Genomic DNA, 18,621 nt, shown 5'->3' with positions numbered 1-18,621 from the left:
TTTATTGGATAGCATAATGACTAGACAAGTACTCTGCCGTAAATATAAACAAGAGCTTGAAGGTTTGGACTTTGCTCCATTCCCAGGCCCGAAAGGTCAAGAACTCTTTGAAACAGTTTCAAAACAGGCATGGCAGGAATGGTTAAAACATCAAACGACATTGATCAATGAAAAACGTTTGAATGTATTTGAACCTGATGCAAAAAAGTTTCTTGAAGAACAACGTGAAAAATTCTTCAATAACGATGAAAGCGTAGAAAAAGCTGAAGGTTGGACTGAAGAAAAATAAGCAGTATTGCCTAACTTTGCCGTAAAAGGAGAGCTGTTTTCAGCTCTCTTTTTACGTGATATTTACATAAGTAATAAAGGATTACAGAGTATACACAGTTGTCTACATGACATAATTCAGTATCACTCTTATAGTTGTATTCAGAAGGACAAAGAGATACGTTGATATCTCACGTAACGCATGATATTTCTCTCCCAGACTTTTCCCCCGAAGTCTGGGATTTTTTTATTTATAACTCTTGAAAATTAAAAGCCGCCCAAGTTTGAGCGGCTCAATATTATTTTATTTTTACGCTATTATTTTTGATGTACTTTCTGTTCAATTTCTTCAATGCTGGTATGACGTACATCTGTACCTTTCGCCATATAAATGACTTGTTCTGAAATATTACGCGCGTGATCGCCGATGCGCTCTAACGAGCGTAACACCCACATTACGTTAATTACACGTGAAATATGACGAGGATCTTCGATCATATACGTCATTAAAGTACGTGTTGCTGACTGATATTCACGGTCAATATCCACATCCGCCATCACGACTTTCAAGGCTTGTTCTACATCTAAACGCGCAAAAGCATCCAATGCATCATGAATCATGACACGTACTTGGTTACCAATATGACGTGTTTCCATATAGCCACGAGGTGACTCACCTTCTTCACAGAGGTTTTGAGCGATACGTGCAATTTTTGCAGCTTCATCCCCAATACGCTCTAAATCAGTATTGGCTTTACTCATCGCAATTACCATACGCAAATCGATTGCTGCTGGATGACGACGCGCGAGAATCAGAGTTAAGCCTTCATCAATATCACGTTCGAATTGATTCACGGCATTGTCTTTAAACTGCACATCAATGGCTAAGTTAGCATCTGTGTCTAATAAAGCATGAATTGAGTTAGCAACTTGTTGCTCCACTAATCCACCCATGGTCATAAACTTGGTATGCACATCTTGCAAGTCTTCATTAAATTGTGAAGAAATATGATGACTTAACACAGGATTGCTTGGGCTCACAGTATGCCTCCACTAGACACATGGAAAAATGATTGGTGATTAAAACATAGAAATGATGAAACTTTTATGACAATAGCACGGATTCAGTCTTGTTGATTGGTGTGAATTGATACAACAAAAATAAAAAAATCTGTTAGGCTAAATGCCTAGCTTGACGGAGCGCAGTTAACAAACTGCTGAGATTATCTTAATTACTCAATTTAAAGATAAGTACCGTTGAACCTGATCAGGTTAACACCTGCGTAGGAATCAAGCCCAACAAAAACTTCGCCTCAGTTTATCTCATTCAAGAGATGAATCCGCCATCGTTTTTGCTCGTGCTTGATTCGTTAATGCCATACATAAGGATCATGCCATGAACCAATTAACGAATCTTTCCCCTGCTGATATTTCTGCTCAACATGAGCAAGACGCTAAAGATTTAACCCGTATTTTACCTGCATCGAAAAAAGTCTATGTAGAAGGTTCTCGCCCCGATATCCAAGTACCCTTCCGCGAGATTAGCTTAACTGAAACCCCAACAGGTCTAGGTGGCGAGCATAATCCACCTGTTATGGTGTATGACACTTCTGGTGTATATACCGATCCAAATGTACAAATCGACTTAAACAAAGGTTTGCCTTTAGTTCGTCAAGCATGGATTGAAGAACGCCAAGATACCGATGTCTTGAATGGCTTAAGTTCAGAGTTTGGTCAAGCCCGTTTAAAAGACATCCGCACTGCTGAAATCCGTTTTGCCCATATTCAAAACCCACGTCGCGCACAAATCGGAAAAAATGTCACACAAATGCATTATGCCCAGCAAGGTATTATTACGCCTGAAATGGAATATATTGCCATCCGTGAAAATCAACGCCAGCGTGAAAATGTTGATATGCGTCAACATGCAGGTCAAAACTTTGGCGCACAAAACCTAAGAGAAATTACCCCTGAGTTTGTACGTCAAGAAGTTGCCGCAGGTCGCGCCATTATTCCTGCCAACATTAACCATCCTGAATGCGAACCCATGATTATTGGTCGCAATTTCTTAGTCAAGATTAATGCCAATATCGGCAACTCTGCGCTCGGCTCATCGATTGATGAAGAAGTCGCGAAGATGACCTGGGCAACCCGTTGGGGTGCAGACACCATCATGGATTTATCGACGGGTAAAAATATCCATGAAACCCGTGAATGGATTATCCGCAACTCGCCTGTTCCAATCGGAACTGTTCCGATCTATCAAGCACTCGAAAAAGTCGATGGTGTAGCTGAAGACCTAACATGGGAAATTTTTAAAGACACGCTGATTGAGCAGGCTGAACAAGGCGTAGATTATTTCACCATCCACGCTGGGGTATTACTGCGCTACGTACCAATGACGGCAAATCGCCTTACTGGGATTGTCTCTCGCGGTGGTTCAATCATGGCACAATGGTGTTTAGCCCATCATGAAGAAAACTTCTTATATACACATTTTGATGAAATCTGCGAAATCATGAAGGCCTATGACGTGTCATTCAGTTTGGGTGATGGCTTACGTCCTGGTTGTATTCAAGATGCCAATGATGAAGCGCAGTTTAGTGAGCTAAAAACCTTGGGTGAATTGACGCATCGTGCTTGGGAACATGATGTACAAGTCATGATTGAAGGCCCAGGGCATGTGCCAATGCATATGATTAAAGAAAACATGGATCTTCAACTCGAAGTCTGTAAAGAAGCACCTTTCTACACTCTTGGCCCACTCACTACAGACATCGCACCGGGTTATGACCATATTACCTCTGCGATTGGTGCTGCGATGATTGGTTGGTATGGCACAGCCATGCTCTGCTATGTCACCCCGAAAGAGCATTTGGGTTTACCCAACAAAAAAGATGTTAAAGACGGCATCATTACCTACAAGATTGCAGCACATGCAGCAGACTTAGCCAAAGGCCATCCAGGTGCGCAAGTTCGTGACAATGCCTTATCCAAAGCACGTTTTGAGTTTCGTTGGGACGATCAGTTTAATTTGAGCTTAGATCCTGATACTGCACGTAGCATGCATGATGAGACACTTCCGAAAGATGCGCATAAGTCGGCACACTTCTGTTCAATGTGTGGGCCAAAATTCTGTTCGATGAAAATCACCCAGAATGTGCGAGATTATGCGCAAAATCAACACAATGCCAAGCAGTCAAATGATGCAGAAACAGAAGTTGAAGCAGGTCTCAATGCAATGAAAACCGCTTATCAGGAACATGGTCAAAAATTGTACCACAAGGTGTAAATCAGCTAAAAAAAGATTTTCCTGCGAATCATTCTCGGTTAGGATGAGATATGTACAATCTCATCCTGATTGAAGATGACTATTCTTGACCACGCCAGCTACTCAGCAACCGACGTTACGATAGAATCTCGAGAGCCCTTGTTTCGAGGGTTCATTCAAGTTGAGAAAGTGAGCTTAAAACATCGGTTATTTCACCGAGCTGATTTTTCACCTTTAATTCAACGTGAATTGGTTCATCGTCCAGAAGCCGCTGGCGTTTTACTATATAATGATCAACAACAACGCTTTGCACTGATTGAACAATTCCGTGTAGGTGCATTGAATGATCCAGTTTCGCCATGGCAACTCGAAGTCATTGCGGGGGTACTCGATGGAGATGAATCTCCAGAAAACTGTATTCGCCGTGAAAGCCTAGAGGAATCCGGCTGTGAGATCACAACATTAAAACATTTATTTAGCTTCTACCCTTCTGCTGGCGCATGTTCTGAATTTTTTCATTTATATGTAGCAGAAGTTGATTTGCCAAAGGACGGGGGCATTTTTGGGATGCCAGATGAAGGTGAAAATATCCAACTCCATCTATTTAATTATTCCGCATTAGAAGCATTATTAAATAACGGGCGGTTGAGAAACGCACCTGTAATCATGGCATTGCAGTGGCTGTCTCGACATATACAACAAAGATAAAAATCTGAAGGGGCTAAAGACGGTGACTTTCCAAGTCTCATCATTATCGCAACAAGATTTTGTGATGATACAGATTACTGATACACATTTATTAGAGTATCCACATTTAGAATTTGTCGGAATGCAACCCGAACAAAGTTTTCATGCTGTAATCGACTTGATGCGCCAGCAACATCCTCATATTGACCTTATTGTGCACACGGGTGATTTGGCTCAATCGCCTACACCTTTGACATATAAACGCTATGTACAACATATGCAAAGCTTGGGAATTCCTTTTTTCCATACGCCAGGCAATCATGATGATGTGGCGCATTTTCCATTTCATGAAACGGATCCAACCCAGCCAACTGTAATTGAGTTGGGGCAATGGTGCATCATTTTACTAAATAGCGCGCAACCAAAACGCATTGATGGAAAAATTGCCGATGCACAATTACAGCAACTCACCCAATTACTCACTCAACGACATGATCGTCATGTGATTATTGCGTGTCACCACCATCCTTTTGCTATGCAATCAGCGTGGATTGACCAGCATAAACTTAAAAACACATCAGACCTGTTGCAAACAATTCAACCTTTTTCCAATGTCAAAGCGATTGTCTGCGGTCATGTACATCAAGATTCGATCAATACATGGCAAGGTGTTGAATTTTTATCTACTCCTTCAACATGTATCCAGTTCAAACCAAGAAGTGACAAATTTGCGCTCGATGAAGAGCATCCGGGTTATCGCTATATCCGTCTTAAAGCGAATGGTGAACTAGAAACTCAGGTCTATCGTTTACCCACATCACAACGGATGAGTAGTTCTGAAGTTTTAGGATATGACTAAACTTTTGATTACAAATTACATTGTCAATTTCAGACAAAATCTGGACGGGAATGACTACCATCTTGCTCAAAAACTCTATATGATGTCGACCCTTGATGGAAAAAACCATCTCTAGTTTCTATAAAAACACTTGCATATCACCATATTTTTTGCGTATAGATAGTACGTGTAAGATGAGGAATGCCCTATATGGCGAATGACAACCAAAATCAAGTCTTGGACGAACCGACAGAAGTGATTGATGATCTGAAATCGGCGAAACGTGTACGTAAAACCAAACCGAAGGCTTCAGAAGGTGGTACAACTGCTAGTCTGTTTGGAATTGCGCCTTATCAGCCGAAGAAAAATGAAGAATACATGTCTGAAGGACAACTTGAGCATTTCCGCCAAATTTTAAATGCATGGAAAGCTGAGTTAATGTCTGAAGTTGATCGTACTTTAAATACGATGCAAGACGAATCTAGCGCACTTCCTGACGTCAATGACCGCGCGACGCAAGAAGAAGAATTTGCGATTGAATTACGTACACGTGACCGTGAACGCAAACTCATTCGTAAAATCGAACAATCGATTGAAGCCATTCAAAATGAAGACTACGGTTTCTGCGAAACGTGTGGTATCGAGATTGGCTTACGTCGTTTAGAAGCTCGTCCAACAGCGACACTCTGTATCGATTGCAAAACTTTGGCTGAAATCAAAGAAAAGCAAAATAACGGTTAATAATCCCTCCCAACCTCCCTTTAAAAAGGGAGGAGTACTGAGAATTTAGAAACTTATAATATTCGAGTACTCCCCTCCTTTATAAAGGAGGGGTCTGGGGGAGGATTAAAAACACACGACCATTTAATCTTTATGTCTTATATAGGACGATTTGCGCCATCACCAACTGGTCCATTGCATTTTGGCTCCCTGCTCACCGCAGTTGCGAGTTATTGCGATGCTAAGACCAATCAAGGCAAATGGCTAGTTCGGATTGAAGATACCGATATCCCTCGCATCTATCCCCACAGTGAAACTCACATCCTCTCTTGCATTGATGCCTTTCAATTTGAACCAGATGCAGATATTATTTTTCAAAAAAATCGTTTCGATATCTACGAACAGGTGCTTGAGCAACTCAAGCAATCACAATCGATTTACGCCTGCCAATGTACCCGCAAAATGTTGGGTTCCAATCATATCTATGCTGGAACCTGCCGCGATTTAAATCTGGATTTTGCCAATCAAGCCATCCGTTTAAAAGTCCCAGATCAATTGATTTGTTTTGAAGACCGTTTACAAGGCCAACAATGTTCTAACTTACAACATGATCTCGGTGACTTTGTCTTAAAACGTCGCGATGGCATTATCAGTTATCAATTGGCTGTGGTGGTAGATGATTATCTGCAAGGTATCACTCATGTGGTACGCGGTGCGGATTTACTCGACAATACAGCAAGACAAATATGGTTAGGTTCTTTACTTGGGTATCCAAGTTTAAGCTATATGCACCTTCCTCTTGCTATGAACGATCAAGGGCAGAAACTTTCCAAGCAAAATCTGGCTCAAGCATTGGATATCAACAAAGCACCAGAGCTGCTGCGGCAAGCCATTTTAGCCTTAGGGCAACCCCAAGTTGAACTGGATCAACCGCATATCATGCTGAAACAAGCCGTACAACAATGGGATGTAAGCTCTATCCCTTTTGGCATGCATTTGACGGGAACTTTTCAATAAGTCATAAAAAAGCCCTGAATATAGTCAGGGCTTTTTAATCTAAACCAATTTAGAAATTCGATTCTTCTTTTAGTGGGTTCAACTCTTGTGTCGATGCATCAATCTTTAAAATCAAACTAATCATCGCTGCACACATCATCAACGATGTACCACCATAGCTAATAAACGGTAAAGTCAAACCTTTGGTTGGCATTAAGCCCATATTCATGCCTGCATTTACCAGAATCTGCATCAGAAAAATAATGCTAATTCCATAGGCTAAATAACCTGCACGCAAATAGTTGTGTTGTAAAGCACGATGACCAATTCGAATACAGCAAGCCAACATGGTAAATGACAGTATCATCACGATTGACACGCCAAAGAAACCAAATTCCTCACCTAAAACAGCCAACATAAAGTCCGTATGTGCTTCCGGTAAGTAAGAGAGCTTCTGTACACTATGCCCCAAGCCCGTACCAAACCACTCACCTCGGCCAAAAGCCATCAAGGCATTCGAGAGCTGATAACCCACGCCCAATGGATCTGCCCAAGGATTCGTAAACGAAATCAAACGCTGGAAACGGAATGGCTCGAAGATAATCAGCGCACTAACACCCGCAAAAATCGCACCCAGCATGATCAGGAACTGGGTCGCTGGCGCACCTGCCAAGAAGAACACGCCAACCATCATTAATACGATAACGACAGTTGCACCCAAGTCAGGCTCAGCAACAATGAAACCAACCGTTAAAGCCATCACACCACTTAAACGCAATAAGCCTTTCCAGTGGGTACGAACTTCTTTGGCACGACGCACCACATAGTCAGCAGTAAAAATTGCCATCACAATCTTGGCAATTTCGGTTGGCTGCAAAGTGAAACCACCAACCTTAATCCAGCGATGCGCACCATTCACTTCGGAACCGACCACCAATACTGCCAAGAGCAGAACAATGGTAATCAGCCATAGAGGAAATGCATTTTTAAACCAGAGATTCAATGAAACCCGATAGGTTAAAAATGCCACCACCGCAGCAACCACAATCGAAATACCATGGCGAATTAGGAAGTAAAATGGGCTTTCATGAATATATTCAGCATACGGCATAGATGCAGATGCCACCATAATTGAGCCGAAACATAGCAGCGAAATTACAGAAAAAATCAGGATATTTCGTGCCGTCATTTCTGCGGGTAGCTTGGGTAAACGATTCAGCAATTGCGAAATCTTCTGCACCGTATTTTGGGCTAAATCAGCCATAGTTTTGTTCCTAGTTCTTCTTTTCGCTCAAGGTATTTACACATGCTACGAATTGATGTCCACGATCATTGTAACTTTTAAACATATCAAAGCTAGCACAAGCGGGTGAAAGTAGTACTACATCTTCAGCCTGAGTATGCTTCTGTGCGAATTCCACCGCTTCTTTCAAACTCTGTGCATGTTGAATTGCCGTCGTACCTTGAATTGCTTGCTCAATCACGGCAGCATCCTCACCAATCAAAATCACCGTTTTCACATATTTCTGAATCGCATCACGTAATGGCTTAAAGTCCTGACCTTTGCCTTGACCACCGAGAATCAAAGCCAACTTACCTTTGTTGACTTCAATTGCAGCCCCCAAGCCATCAATTGCAGCCAGCGTCGCGCCAACATTGGTGCCTTTAGAATCATTGTAATAGCGTACACCGTCAATCGTTCCGACGTATTCACAACGATGTTCCAAGCCTTTAAAATGCTTTAAGGTCTCTAACATAGATGCCGTTGGCAAACCAATCGCCTCCCCCAAAGCTAAACACGCCAAAGCATTGGCAACATTGTGCATGCCTTGAATATACATCTCAGAGGTTTTAAGTAGGCGTTCACGGCCACGTGCTAACCACATAGTTCCATCTGCATCACGTAGCACACCATATTGATTCAAATCAGGAGCATTTAAGCCAAAGCTTTGCATCGGGGTAACATCTGGTACCAATGGGCGACTAAGATTGTCATCACGGTTATACACCACTTTTTTCACGCCTTGGAAAATACGATGTTTAGCTTTGTGATAACCCAACATATCACCATGACGATCAAGATGATCTTCACTCATGTTTAACACCACAGCAACTTCTGCATTCAGATGTGACGTGGTTTCAAGCTGAAAGCTCGAGAGTTCAAGAATCAGCAGCTCGGGTTTATCTTTTAATAAATCCAACGCAGGACGTCCAAGATTGCCACCAACAGCAACTTTTTTGCCCGCATCTTGTGCCATTAAGCCGATCAGAGTCGTGACCGTGCTTTTTGCATTTGAGCCTGTAATCGCAACAATGGGAACTTCGGTAGCACGGCGTAGTAATTGGATATCACCAACAACTGGGATGCCCTTTTCAATCGCTTGCTGGATTTCTGGTAATTGCGGTGCAAGTCCTGGGCTAAGAATAATTTCTTCTGCTTGTAACAGCAGCTCTGTATCTAATTGACCAAAACTGGTACGCACAGCTGAAGGAATTTGATCATGACCCGGTGGAGTCGCTCGAGAGTCTGTTACTGCAACTTGGTAGCCTTGTTCATGTAGAAAGTTGACTGCTGATACACCCGAAATACCCAAGCCAGCCACAACTTTTAATCCACCACGTTGTATTAACATTTTTGCCCCATTTTTTGCAGATTACAGAATGGCAAAAATGTTAGCACTTTACTGTTTTAAATGCTTTTTCAGTTTTGGTTTTATTCAATCTTTTTTGTGTCAGTGCGTAAAAGCTTAATCAGGCATAGCACAGCTGATCAACAACAAAATTAAGCACACACATCCCAGCCAATCTACAGATTTAAATACATAGTGCTTGGATTTAAGCTCTATCAATTCGGGTCTTAACCATAGATAAATCAAAATGGAACATGAAAGTAGCCATGAAACAGTTTCTTTATACATATTCAGATTTTTTGACAAAGCAGAGAGATAAAGCAAGGTCGTCAACAGCATAAAGCCTAATAAAATCAATTTATGTTTTAAGCTTAGTGATCTCTTCTCGCTCATATCCGTCTGATTCATTTTTTTGTTCCAAAAAATTACCCATCTTAAGATGGGCAATTTTGTTTTACCGCCATTTGACCGTTTGAATAGGTTCCGCTTTTTTGTTCTCCGCTTCATCCGTAGAACAGCCACAGCCACCACCACAACCGACAGCCATTTTCGGCTTTAACCATACTGCCAAGCGTTGCCAACCTAAACGTTGACAAAGATCGGACAGACTCAGAAATGCTGAACTCGCTGTTTGAGGGAATACCTTCTTAAAGACTACAACAGTACTCCACAGCACCAATACAGCAACAATCAAGTACTCAAACATAAGCGCCTCTCCAATAATTACCTCCCTTTTTAAAGGGAGGCGAGGTGGGATTTCTTAACCCCAAATGCTTGATGCAATTTGGTAAGTTAAGAAAGACATTAAATACGCCAAACCAAATAAATACGCAGTCATCACAGCAACATGTTTCCATGAACCTGTCTCACGGCGTACTGTTGCTAAGGTTGCCAAACAATGCGGTGCATAGATGAACCATACCAACAATGATAAACCTGTTGCCAATGACCAACCTGTACCATCCGCACTAATTAAATGAGAAAGACCCTGTGAGATCGCATCATCATCAGCACCAGATAAAGCATAGACCGTACCCAAAGCCGCAACTACAACTTCACGCGCTGCCATTGCAGGAATAAGCGCAACCACAATCTGCCAATTAAAACCAACAGGTGCAAAAATCGGTTGCAGCAAGTGCCCTAACATCCCAGCAAAGCTGTAATCAATATCAGGCAAGGTTGCCCCTTCTGGTGCTTGTGGGAACGTACATAAGAACCAAAGCAAAATCGACAGGGCAAAGATAATGCCACCGACACGTTTTAAGAAGATTTTACCGCGATCTAGCAAGCCAATCCCGACACTTTTCAGATCTGGAATACGGTAACTTGGTAACTCAAGCAAAAGTGCATGTTGTGATTTATCTTTTTGCAAAAATTTCATCACGATCGCCACACAGAGCGCACTCACAATCCCTGACATGTATAGACCGAATAAAACCAGACCCTGTAGATTGAAAATACCCCAGACCGTTTGACTTGGAATAAAGGCAGCAATCAACAGTGCATAAACGGGTAACCGCGCAGAACAAGTCATCAATGGCGCGACCATAATCGTGGTAAAACGATCACGCGGATCGCTGATACTACGGGTTGCCATGATCCCCGGTACCGCACAAGCAAAACTTGATAGTAGTGGAATAAAAGCGCGGCCACTTAAACCTGCTTTAAACATCAACTTATCAAGCAAGAATGCGGCACGAGGTAAATAACCCGATTCTTCTAAAACTAAAATAAAGAAGAATAAAATTAAAATCTGTGGCAAGAACACAACCACACTACCTGCACCTGCAATAATCCCGTCCACGACTAAACTATGCAGTAAAGGTTGCGAGATATACTCTCCGAGCTTCTCACCAAACCATGCAAAGAAGGTTTCGATGCCATCCATAAATGGCGCAGCCCAAGCAAATACCGCTTGGAATACAATAAACATCATGACCGCAAGGCTAAGCAAACCGAGCACTGGATGTAAGAAAATTTTATCGAGAAAGTCAGTACGCTTATCTTCTTGATCGACGAAATTCACCACATCATTGAAAATAACTTCAATTTTCTGATGATGATCGCCTTTCAATCCACTCAGTTCAGTTTGTGGAACTGTATATTTACCTTGATCCAGCGCATGCAATAAATTCTCAATACCTGAATTACGGACAGCAACTGTTTCAACAACAGGCACTCCAAGACGCTCAGAAAGTTTTTGTGTATTGATCTGGATACCGCGACGACGCGCTTCATCCATCATATTTAATACCACAAGAATCGGGCGACCTAGCTCAATGACTTCCAACACCAAACCGAGATGCAATTTTAAGTTGGTTGCATCCACTACACACAGAAAAGCATCTTGCTGCCCTTCTTCCGCAATTTTGCCTTGGCAAACATCACGGGTGATTTCTTCGTCTGGACTGGTTGCTTGTAAACTATAAGTTCCTGGCAAATCCAAAACACGTACTGCTTTCCCAGAAGGAAGCTGAAAATGTCCAACCTTGCGTTCAACGGTTACACCCGCATAGTTCGCAACTTTTTGGCGTGTACCTGTTAAATGGTTGAATAAAGATGTCTTACCGCAGTTTGGATTTCCCACAAGGGCAACACGTAACGCATCACTCATGCAGGTGCTCCTTCAAGTTGAATTTCAATTTTATCCGCTTCAGCTTTTCGTAACGCAAAACGCGTAAAACCGAGCTGGATTAGAATCGGATCTCCACCAAAAATACCTTTGGTAATCACCTGTACTTGTGTACCTGGCACAAAGCCTAAACTTTCTAAACGAACTGCAACTAAATCTGGCTGTTCTGTCTCATCGACCACGCGATTTACTTTCGTAATCATCGCTGTTTGCTTGACTTTTAATGCTGACAATCGCACCGTCTCTAACCCTTCACCCTTTTTTTCTAGTATACAAGCAAATGAGAATAATTACCAAAACCAATCTCAGTGGCATTTGCTTCTGTGACAGATCGACAACAATTCATTTTTCTTTTACAGTGCAATTGAATCAAGAATAATTCAGGGTATCCCTCGCCCCAAAATACATCTATCACTTTTATAGAAATGCCTTAAGCCTATATGTTAAATAAAAAACCTCGTATTCCTGCTGCGGTTAACATTCCCGAACATTTGAGTTTTCTACAGGGTTTTCGGGATTATCTGGTTGCTCAAACCGTGAGCCCACATACGCGCAATGCGTATTTATCTGACCTGATTCAATGTAGCGAATTACATCAAAGTGCGACCTTACTGCAATGGTCGAGTGATGACATTGCCGATGTGCTAATCGCACTTACAAAAGCTGGGAAAAGCCCTCGTTCAATTGCACGCTGCCTATCAGCCTTAAGACAATTTTATAAATTTTTAAGAGAGCAAAAGTTACGGGATGATAATCCTGTTGCTAGCCATCATTCCCCTAAAATTGGCCGAGCATTACCCAAAGACTTATCAGAACAAGATGTTGAAGCATTGATCAATGCACCAGATATTAATACAGCCCTTGGACTACGTGATCGTGCCATGTTCGAGGTACTTTATGCCTGCGGTTTACGCGTTTCCGAGTTACTTAATTTACGTTTAGAACTGATCAACCTAAAGCAAGGTTTTGTACGGATTACAGGTAAGGGCAATAAAGAGCGCCTTGTTCCTCTCGGACAATTTGCCTGTGACTGGATTGAGAAATACTTGGCAGAATCACGTCCACAACTCTACAAGAGCAGCACCGACTATTTGTTCCTTACACAACACGGTGGCATTATGAGTCGGCAAAATTTTTGGTATGCGATCAAACGCTATGCGCTACAAGCCAGTATTCAAGCTGAGCTATCACCGCATACCTTACGCCATGCTTTCGCAACCCATTTACTTAATCATGGTGCTGATTTACGCGTGGTACAAATGCTGCTTGGTCACAGTGACCTTTCCACCACACAAATTTATACCCATGTTGCACAACATCGTATGCAGGAATTGCATGGCAAATACCATCCACGAGGCTAAAACCACCTTTGGTCTAGCTTCTCACTAAAATTTGATTTTGTTCACACAGCCTATGCAAGATTTAACGAAGTGTTTCCGTTTTTTTGCTATGCTAAGCCCCTTATATAAATGAATTCGTACAAAAAAGGTTCTATATGTTGTTTACTCGGTCTCAACTTGTAATTGCTTGTACATTAGCATCAACATTATTAGTCAGTGCTTGCTCAAAAGAAAACTCAGCACAAAAACAAGATGCGCTCACAGCAAGTGCACCTGCGACAGGTGAAGCATCAACATTGAATGAACGCAACGCACAACAGCGCTTGATCTCGACCTTAGAGAAAAATTTTAAAACAGCCAACATCAACGCCAAAATTCTTGCCATTAAAAAAACTGAAGTGCCAAATTTATTCTGGGTAAGCCTCGAAGGTATGGGTTCAGTCTATGCAACGGCTGATGGACAATACATTATTCAAGGTGATGTGGTCCGTTTAGGCGATAAGCAACTGCACAATGTGAGTGACGCCTTACAAGCTACCGAAAATAAAAAACATTTAGCTTCACTCAAAACTGAAGACCTAATCGTTTATCCAGCGTCAGGCGGTAAAGCGAAGCATGTGATTTATGTATTTACAGATTCAAGCTGCCCATACTGCCATAAATTGCATGAGCATCTTGCCGAGATCAATGCCAAAGGGATTGAAGTGCGTTATATCGCATGGCCACGTGGTGAACAGTTCATGCCAACTATGCAGGCAATCTGGTGTAGTGAAGATCGTAAGGCAGCCTTCGATCAAGCGGCTAAAGGTTTACCCGTTTCTGCGGCTGAATGTAAAAACCCTGTTCGTGACCAATATCAATTGGGCTTAAATATGGGGGTAAATGGTACACCTGCAATTTATAACGTCGATGGTGAGTATTTAGGTGGTTATATGACTCCTGAAGAAATCGTTCAACGCTTAAACAAATAAATCCAGCCCCTACCCAAAAATAACAAAGACTAGGGCGACAGATTAAAGATGATCTTAGCCCTAGTGTCTCCGCATTTTTTTAGCTATGATCAAGCTTCATTAAAATGATTGAATATAATGGAGTGTGACGTGAAACCAGTTCGTCTGGCGATACTCGGTCTTGGTACTGTAGGTGGTGGAGCCCTTAAATTACTACAAGAAAATGCTGCGGAAATTAAACGCCGTACCGGTCGAGAAATTCAAATTACACACGTAGGCACACGCCGTCCACGTCCAGATTTACAGCTCGAAGGCATTCAACAAAGTGATGACCTGATGGAAATCGTACGTCAACCTGATGTTGATGTTGTGGTTGAAGTCATGGGTGGCATTCATCCCGCTTATGAAGTCATCATGGAAGCCATTAAGCATGGCAAACAAGTGGTAACAGCAAACAAAGCCTTGCTTGCTGAACATGGCAATGAATTATTTAAAGCAGCAGAAGACAATGCCGTACAAATCGCTTATGAAGCAGCGGTTGCAGGTGGTATTCCAATTATTAAAGTCATCCGCGAAGGCCTTGCAGCGAACCATATCGAATGGCTAGCAGGGATCATTAATGGTACTGGTAACTTCATTCTGACTGAAATGCGTGAAAAAGGTCGTGCTTTTGATGATGTATTAAAAGAAGCACAGGAACTTGGCTATGCTGAAGCAGACCCAACTTTTGATGTTGAAGGCATTGATGCTGCACATAAACTGACAATTTTAGCCTCATGTGCATTTGGTATTCCGCTACAGTTTAATAAGGTCTATACCGAAGGTATCAGCAAAATCACTGCTCAAGATGTGAAATATGCAGAAGAACTTGGTTTTCGTATCAAGCACTTAGGTATCGCACGTCGTGCAGAGAAAGGCATTGAGTTACGTGTACATCCAACTTTAATTCCTGCTGAAGAATTGATTGCTAACGTTAATGGCGTTAAAAATGCAGTCTTGGTACAGGCCAATGCAGTTGGTCCTACTTTATATTACGGCGCTGGCGCTGGCGCTGGTCCAACCGCCTCTGCTGTGGTTGCTGACGTGATTGATATCGTTCGTGATATTTCTTATACCGAAGATGGTGCAGGAACGATTCCTCAGCTTGCCTTCGAAGCACTGACTAATGTGCCTATCTTGAGCCGTGAAGAAATGACTACAGGTTATTACATCCGTCTCAATGCAGAAGATCAAACAGGCGTACTCGCTGATGTCACTACAATTCTAAGCCGTGCTGGAATTAGTATTGATGCCATCATGCAGCAATCACGCTTAAAAGATCTGATTCCAATTGTGATTTTAACGGATCCGATTGTTGAATCAAAAATGGATGAAGCACTTGCTCAAATTCAAGCATTACCTGCAATTCGTGGCGAAATCGTAAGAATTCGTTTAGAATCGCTCGATAGTTAATCAGTTTAAATCCCCTCACCCTTCTTCACTCAAGAATGGAACTGCTCTCTTTTGAAAGGGAGCTTGTTGAGCGGGATTTTCTCTCTACCTCATATTGGAACACCATCATGTCGAATGCCAATCGTTATACTGGTCTTGTAGATCGTTATCGTGACCGTTTACCTGTGTCTGCAACTACACGCGCAATTTCTTTAGGTGAAGGGAATACCCCACTGATTAAACTAGAGAACATTCCACGTATTATTGGCAAAAACGTCGAAATCTATGTGAAATACGAAGGTCTGAACCCAACAGGTTCTTTTAAAGACCGTGGTATGACGATGGCTGTGACCAAAGCAGTTGAAGAAGGCTCTAAAGCGATTATCTGTGCATCTACAGGCAATACTTCAGCAGCAGCAGCAGCGTATGCAGCACGTGCAGGCATCAAAGCGTTCGTATTAATCCCAGAAGGCAAAATTGCCATGGGTAAAATGGCGCAGGCAATGATGTACGGCGCGATCACTATGCAAATCCGTGGTAACTTCGATGACGGTATGCGTTTGGTTAAAGAAGTTGCAGATCAAGCACCTGTAACCATTGTAAATTCAATCAACCCTTACCGTTTGCAAGGTCAAAAAACCATTGCTTATGAAATCGTAGAAGCATTGGGGCGCGCACCTGACTATCACTGTTTACCAGTTGGTAATGCGGGGAACATCACTGCACACTGGATGGGTTATACCGAAGCAGTTGCAAACCAACCTGCTGATCAGTTTGAACAAGTGATCTATGATGCGGCTACTGATCAATTCACTGGTCCTAAACCAGAAGGCTTACCAACAATGGTCGGTTATCAAGCATCTGGTGCTGCGCCGTTCTTACGTGGTGCGCCTGTTGAAAACCCAGAAACTGTTGCAACAGCGATTCGTATCGGTAATCCACAAAGCTGGAACCATGCAAAAGCAGTGGTACGTGATTCTAAAGGTTGGTTCGATGAACTCACTGATGCTGAGATTCTAGAAGCTCAACGCCTACTTTCTATGTATGAAGGTGTCTTTGTCGAACCTGCGTCAGCAGCGTCTATTGGTGGTGCAATCCGTGACCTTAAAGCAGGTAAAATTGCTGAAGGTTCTGTGATTGTATGTACCGTTACAGGTAATGGCTTAAAAGATCCAGATACCGCAATCAAGCAATGTGCTGATGCCGTGATGTTGTCAATTGACGCGACCATGGATCAAGTGAAAGATTCTATTCTTTCAAATATGTAAGCATCAATGCTGAAAAAAACCAGTTGCAAGCAACTGGTTTTTTATGGGCTTAAATATAAGCCTTATTCTTCTTCGTATTCATAATCTTCATCATAGCTATATTGTGCAGCTAATTCCTTTTCAATCCTCTGGATTTCTTCAAGCTCGATTTCTTTGATTTCAAATAATGGTTGTTTGAGTAAAGGGTTTACCGCATATAAAGCGTCTTCTTCCCAACCCTGCATAATCGTTAAAATTTGGCTTTTCTGATCGTATTTCAAACCAGATTGCGCTGTGATCATTGCCTGTAAGAGTACAGGTTGATCAGACAACTCATCAAGTGAGCCTTTAAGCTGAATATCACCATAGTCATAATCTGCAAAAATAGTTGCGACATTGGTTTTTAATTGTTCAGGTTGATCTGCATAAGCTAAACCGGCAAAAAACTCATCATGCTCTTCCACCCATTTCTGTTTTTTGACTGACCAAAGCGCATAAAACCTAGCCTCATGTTCAAACTGTACCAGTTGAAATTTTTGCATTCCTGCCAATTGAATAAATTCAAAGGTATCTTCATCGCTTAAACTTTCAGGTAACACATCATCTGAAATATCCCCATCTTCGCAGACATGCTCGCCACAACGTGAGAATACAAAATCATCCAGTTGTTTTAATAATGCTTCATCTGCATCAAAAAGGGATTCAACTTCATACAGAGCGAAATCTCGCGCCCCATCAATTTCAAGCTTTTTATATGCAGCCTCGGCTTGGGCTCTATCCTCAAAAACATTGGCAATACGATTGCCTGCGACATAAAAGACCTCATCGTTATAGCCAAAGTATTTGGCACGAATCACGTAAGTGGTCATGTTGTTCCCCTTAATTCATTTATCATTGAGTTGTTTTATTTGATGTAATGCTTGAGCACTTGCAGGAATTGCCATGCCATTATCCATCCATAATTCAAAATGCATGGCATTAAAAAAATCAGCAGGGCTATACACAATATTGTCCAGTTTCGGCAGTTGCCCAATCCTTGGCAAAATATCGTAGATAAACCAACTGTTATGGGTGAACAATAGTGAATGCAATTTCCCCGTCAGCGCCAAAGGCGATAACATTAATTGTGAGAGTGCTATATCCTGCACATAATCATGATGTAACTGTTCTAAATGCTGTTCAAAGTTCTGAGGCAATTGTCTTGCATCTATCGCATTTACAAAGTCATTGAGTGTCGGAATAAAACGCTGTTGGTAATCCACCAATAAATGATCACGTTCACACAAATCTTTAATATCAATCGATTTGCCTGCACTATTTTGAAGGCTATGCCCAAACACAGGAACCACAACCGAATTTATGCCCCACAAAGTATGTAAAATTCGGTGTCGCGCATCGCTACATAGGCTTTTGGTACTGTCTATAAACGCATGTAGTTCATAGTAGTCTTCGGGCTCCCCACCCCAGCGTTTTGCAGAAATCCGTGCATGTTGCATCGCATTCATAACGGTATGTCATCATTTTTTGTTGTATGCACACATTAGCCGATTTAGGCTCAAAAAACGAACACAATTTATTGAAATAAGACAAGTTGTGTCGCCTTATTCAGGCA

19 protein-coding genes and 1 riboswitch are annotated in these 18,621 nt (G+C 42.0%); of the genes, 10 read left to right on the top strand and 9 right to left on the bottom strand.

Annotation, left to right across the window (positions count from 1 at the left end):
- Window positions 1-16 precede the first annotated feature (16 nt).
- Complete coding sequence (locus F3J02_RS14025; protein WP_167250234.1) at window positions 17-289, top strand: oxidative damage protection protein; 273 nt, start codon at window positions 17-19, stop codon at window positions 287-289.
- Between the two features lie 296 nt (window positions 290-585).
- Here the strand turns inward: F3J02_RS14025 and phoU are convergent, their stop codons facing one another.
- Window positions 586-1,308: a phosphate signaling complex protein PhoU gene (phoU, locus tag F3J02_RS14020; RefSeq protein ID WP_004802187.1), complete on the bottom strand. Its 723-nt coding sequence runs from the start codon at window positions 1,306-1,308 to the stop codon at window positions 586-588.
- Window positions 1,309-1,453: 145 nt separating this feature from the next.
- Window positions 1,454-1,574, top strand: a riboswitch (TPP riboswitch).
- 89 nt (window positions 1,575-1,663) lie between these two features.
- Here phoU and thiC point away from each other — a divergent pair.
- From thiC to gluQRS, 5 genes are all read left to right on the top strand, one after another.
- On the top strand, window positions 1,664-3,559 hold the full coding sequence (gene thiC, locus F3J02_RS14015) for a phosphomethylpyrimidine synthase ThiC (protein ID WP_167250232.1): 1,896 nt from the start codon (window positions 1,664-1,666) through the stop codon (window positions 3,557-3,559).
- A 75-nt stretch (window positions 3,560-3,634) separates the two neighbouring features.
- Window positions 3,635-4,246, top strand: a complete 612-nt coding sequence (locus tag F3J02_RS14010) for an NUDIX domain-containing protein (RefSeq protein ID WP_167250229.1) — start codon at window positions 3,635-3,637, stop codon at window positions 4,244-4,246.
- Between the two features lie 22 nt (window positions 4,247-4,268).
- Window positions 4,269-5,084: a 3',5'-cyclic-AMP phosphodiesterase gene (gene cpdA / locus F3J02_RS14005; RefSeq protein WP_167250227.1), complete on the top strand. Its 816-nt coding sequence runs from the start codon at window positions 4,269-4,271 to the stop codon at window positions 5,082-5,084.
- A gap of 189 nt (window positions 5,085-5,273) precedes the next feature.
- On the top strand, window positions 5,274-5,804 hold the full coding sequence (dksA, locus tag F3J02_RS14000; protein ID WP_004656335.1) for an RNA polymerase-binding protein DksA: 531 nt from the start codon (window positions 5,274-5,276) through the stop codon (window positions 5,802-5,804).
- A gap of 132 nt (window positions 5,805-5,936) precedes the next feature.
- Window positions 5,937-6,800: a tRNA glutamyl-Q(34) synthetase GluQRS gene (gene gluQRS, locus F3J02_RS13995; RefSeq protein WP_167250225.1), complete on the top strand. Its 864-nt coding sequence runs from the start codon at window positions 5,937-5,939 to the stop codon at window positions 6,798-6,800.
- 49 nt (window positions 6,801-6,849) lie between these two features.
- Here the strand turns inward: gluQRS and ftsW are convergent, their stop codons facing one another.
- From ftsW to F3J02_RS13970, 6 genes are all read right to left on the bottom strand, one after another.
- A complete protein-coding gene (ftsW, locus tag F3J02_RS13990; RefSeq protein ID WP_005291305.1) occupies window positions 6,850-8,043 on the bottom strand; it encodes a putative lipid II flippase FtsW in 1,194 nt (397 codons plus the stop codon).
- Window positions 8,044-8,053: 10 nt separating this feature from the next.
- Window positions 8,054-9,412, bottom strand: coding sequence for a UDP-N-acetylmuramoyl-L-alanine--D-glutamate ligase (gene murD / locus F3J02_RS13985; RefSeq protein WP_167250223.1), 1,359 nt, complete (start codon window positions 9,410-9,412; stop codon window positions 8,054-8,056).
- A gap of 114 nt (window positions 9,413-9,526) precedes the next feature.
- Window positions 9,527-9,817, bottom strand: coding sequence for a hypothetical protein (locus F3J02_RS18630; RefSeq protein WP_228284358.1), 291 nt, complete (start codon window positions 9,815-9,817; stop codon window positions 9,527-9,529).
- 46 nt (window positions 9,818-9,863) lie between these two features.
- Complete coding sequence (locus F3J02_RS13980; RefSeq protein WP_167250221.1) at window positions 9,864-10,115, bottom strand: DUF6587 family protein; 252 nt, start codon at window positions 10,113-10,115, stop codon at window positions 9,864-9,866.
- Between the two features lie 54 nt (window positions 10,116-10,169).
- Window positions 10,170-12,023, bottom strand: a complete 1,854-nt coding sequence (gene feoB, locus F3J02_RS13975; RefSeq protein WP_167250219.1) for a ferrous iron transporter B — start codon at window positions 12,021-12,023, stop codon at window positions 10,170-10,172.
- Window positions 12,020-12,280 (bottom strand): FeoA family protein, encoded by a 261-nt coding sequence (locus tag F3J02_RS13970; protein WP_004656347.1) that lies wholly within the window; start codon window positions 12,278-12,280, stop codon window positions 12,020-12,022. Before F3J02_RS13970 ends, feoB begins: the two co-directional genes overlap by 4 nt.
- Window positions 12,281-12,481: 201 nt before the next feature.
- Between F3J02_RS13970 and xerD the strand changes: the two genes are divergently transcribed.
- The 4 genes from xerD (at window position 12,482) to thrC (ending at window position 17,030) form a co-directional block, all read left to right on the top strand.
- Window positions 12,482-13,402 carry a site-specific tyrosine recombinase XerD gene (xerD, locus tag F3J02_RS13965; protein ID WP_167250217.1) on the top strand — a complete coding sequence of 307 codons (921 nt, stop codon included), beginning with the start codon at window positions 12,482-12,484 and terminating at the stop codon, window positions 13,400-13,402.
- Window positions 13,403-13,536: 134 nt separating this feature from the next.
- Window positions 13,537-14,352: a DsbC family protein gene (locus F3J02_RS13960; RefSeq protein ID WP_167250215.1), complete on the top strand. Its 816-nt coding sequence runs from the start codon at window positions 13,537-13,539 to the stop codon at window positions 14,350-14,352.
- A 129-nt stretch (window positions 14,353-14,481) separates the two neighbouring features.
- Window positions 14,482-15,783 carry a homoserine dehydrogenase gene (locus F3J02_RS13955; RefSeq protein WP_167250213.1) on the top strand — a complete coding sequence of 434 codons (1,302 nt, stop codon included), beginning with the start codon at window positions 14,482-14,484 and terminating at the stop codon, window positions 15,781-15,783.
- 107 nt (window positions 15,784-15,890) lie between these two features.
- On the top strand, window positions 15,891-17,030 hold the full coding sequence (thrC, locus tag F3J02_RS13950; RefSeq protein WP_004802157.1) for a threonine synthase: 1,140 nt from the start codon (window positions 15,891-15,893) through the stop codon (window positions 17,028-17,030).
- Window positions 17,031-17,092: 62 nt separating this feature from the next.
- Here thrC and F3J02_RS13945 read toward each other — a convergent pair whose 3' ends face one another.
- Entirely contained in the window at window positions 17,093-17,878 is a 786-nt protein-coding gene (locus tag F3J02_RS13945; protein WP_167250211.1) for a hypothetical protein, read from the bottom strand.
- A 15-nt stretch (window positions 17,879-17,893) separates the two neighbouring features.
- Window positions 17,894-18,514, bottom strand: a complete 621-nt coding sequence (locus F3J02_RS13940) for a DUF6915 family protein (protein ID WP_167250209.1) — start codon at window positions 18,512-18,514, stop codon at window positions 17,894-17,896.
- Window positions 18,515-18,621: the final 107 nt, after the last annotated feature.

Source organism: Acinetobacter sp. Tr-809, from assembly GCF_011753255.1.
Lineage (GTDB): Bacteria > Pseudomonadota > Gammaproteobacteria > Pseudomonadales > Moraxellaceae > Acinetobacter.
Note: the sequence above shows the minus strand (reverse complement) of the source record. Positions and strands in the feature narration are given on the sequence as shown.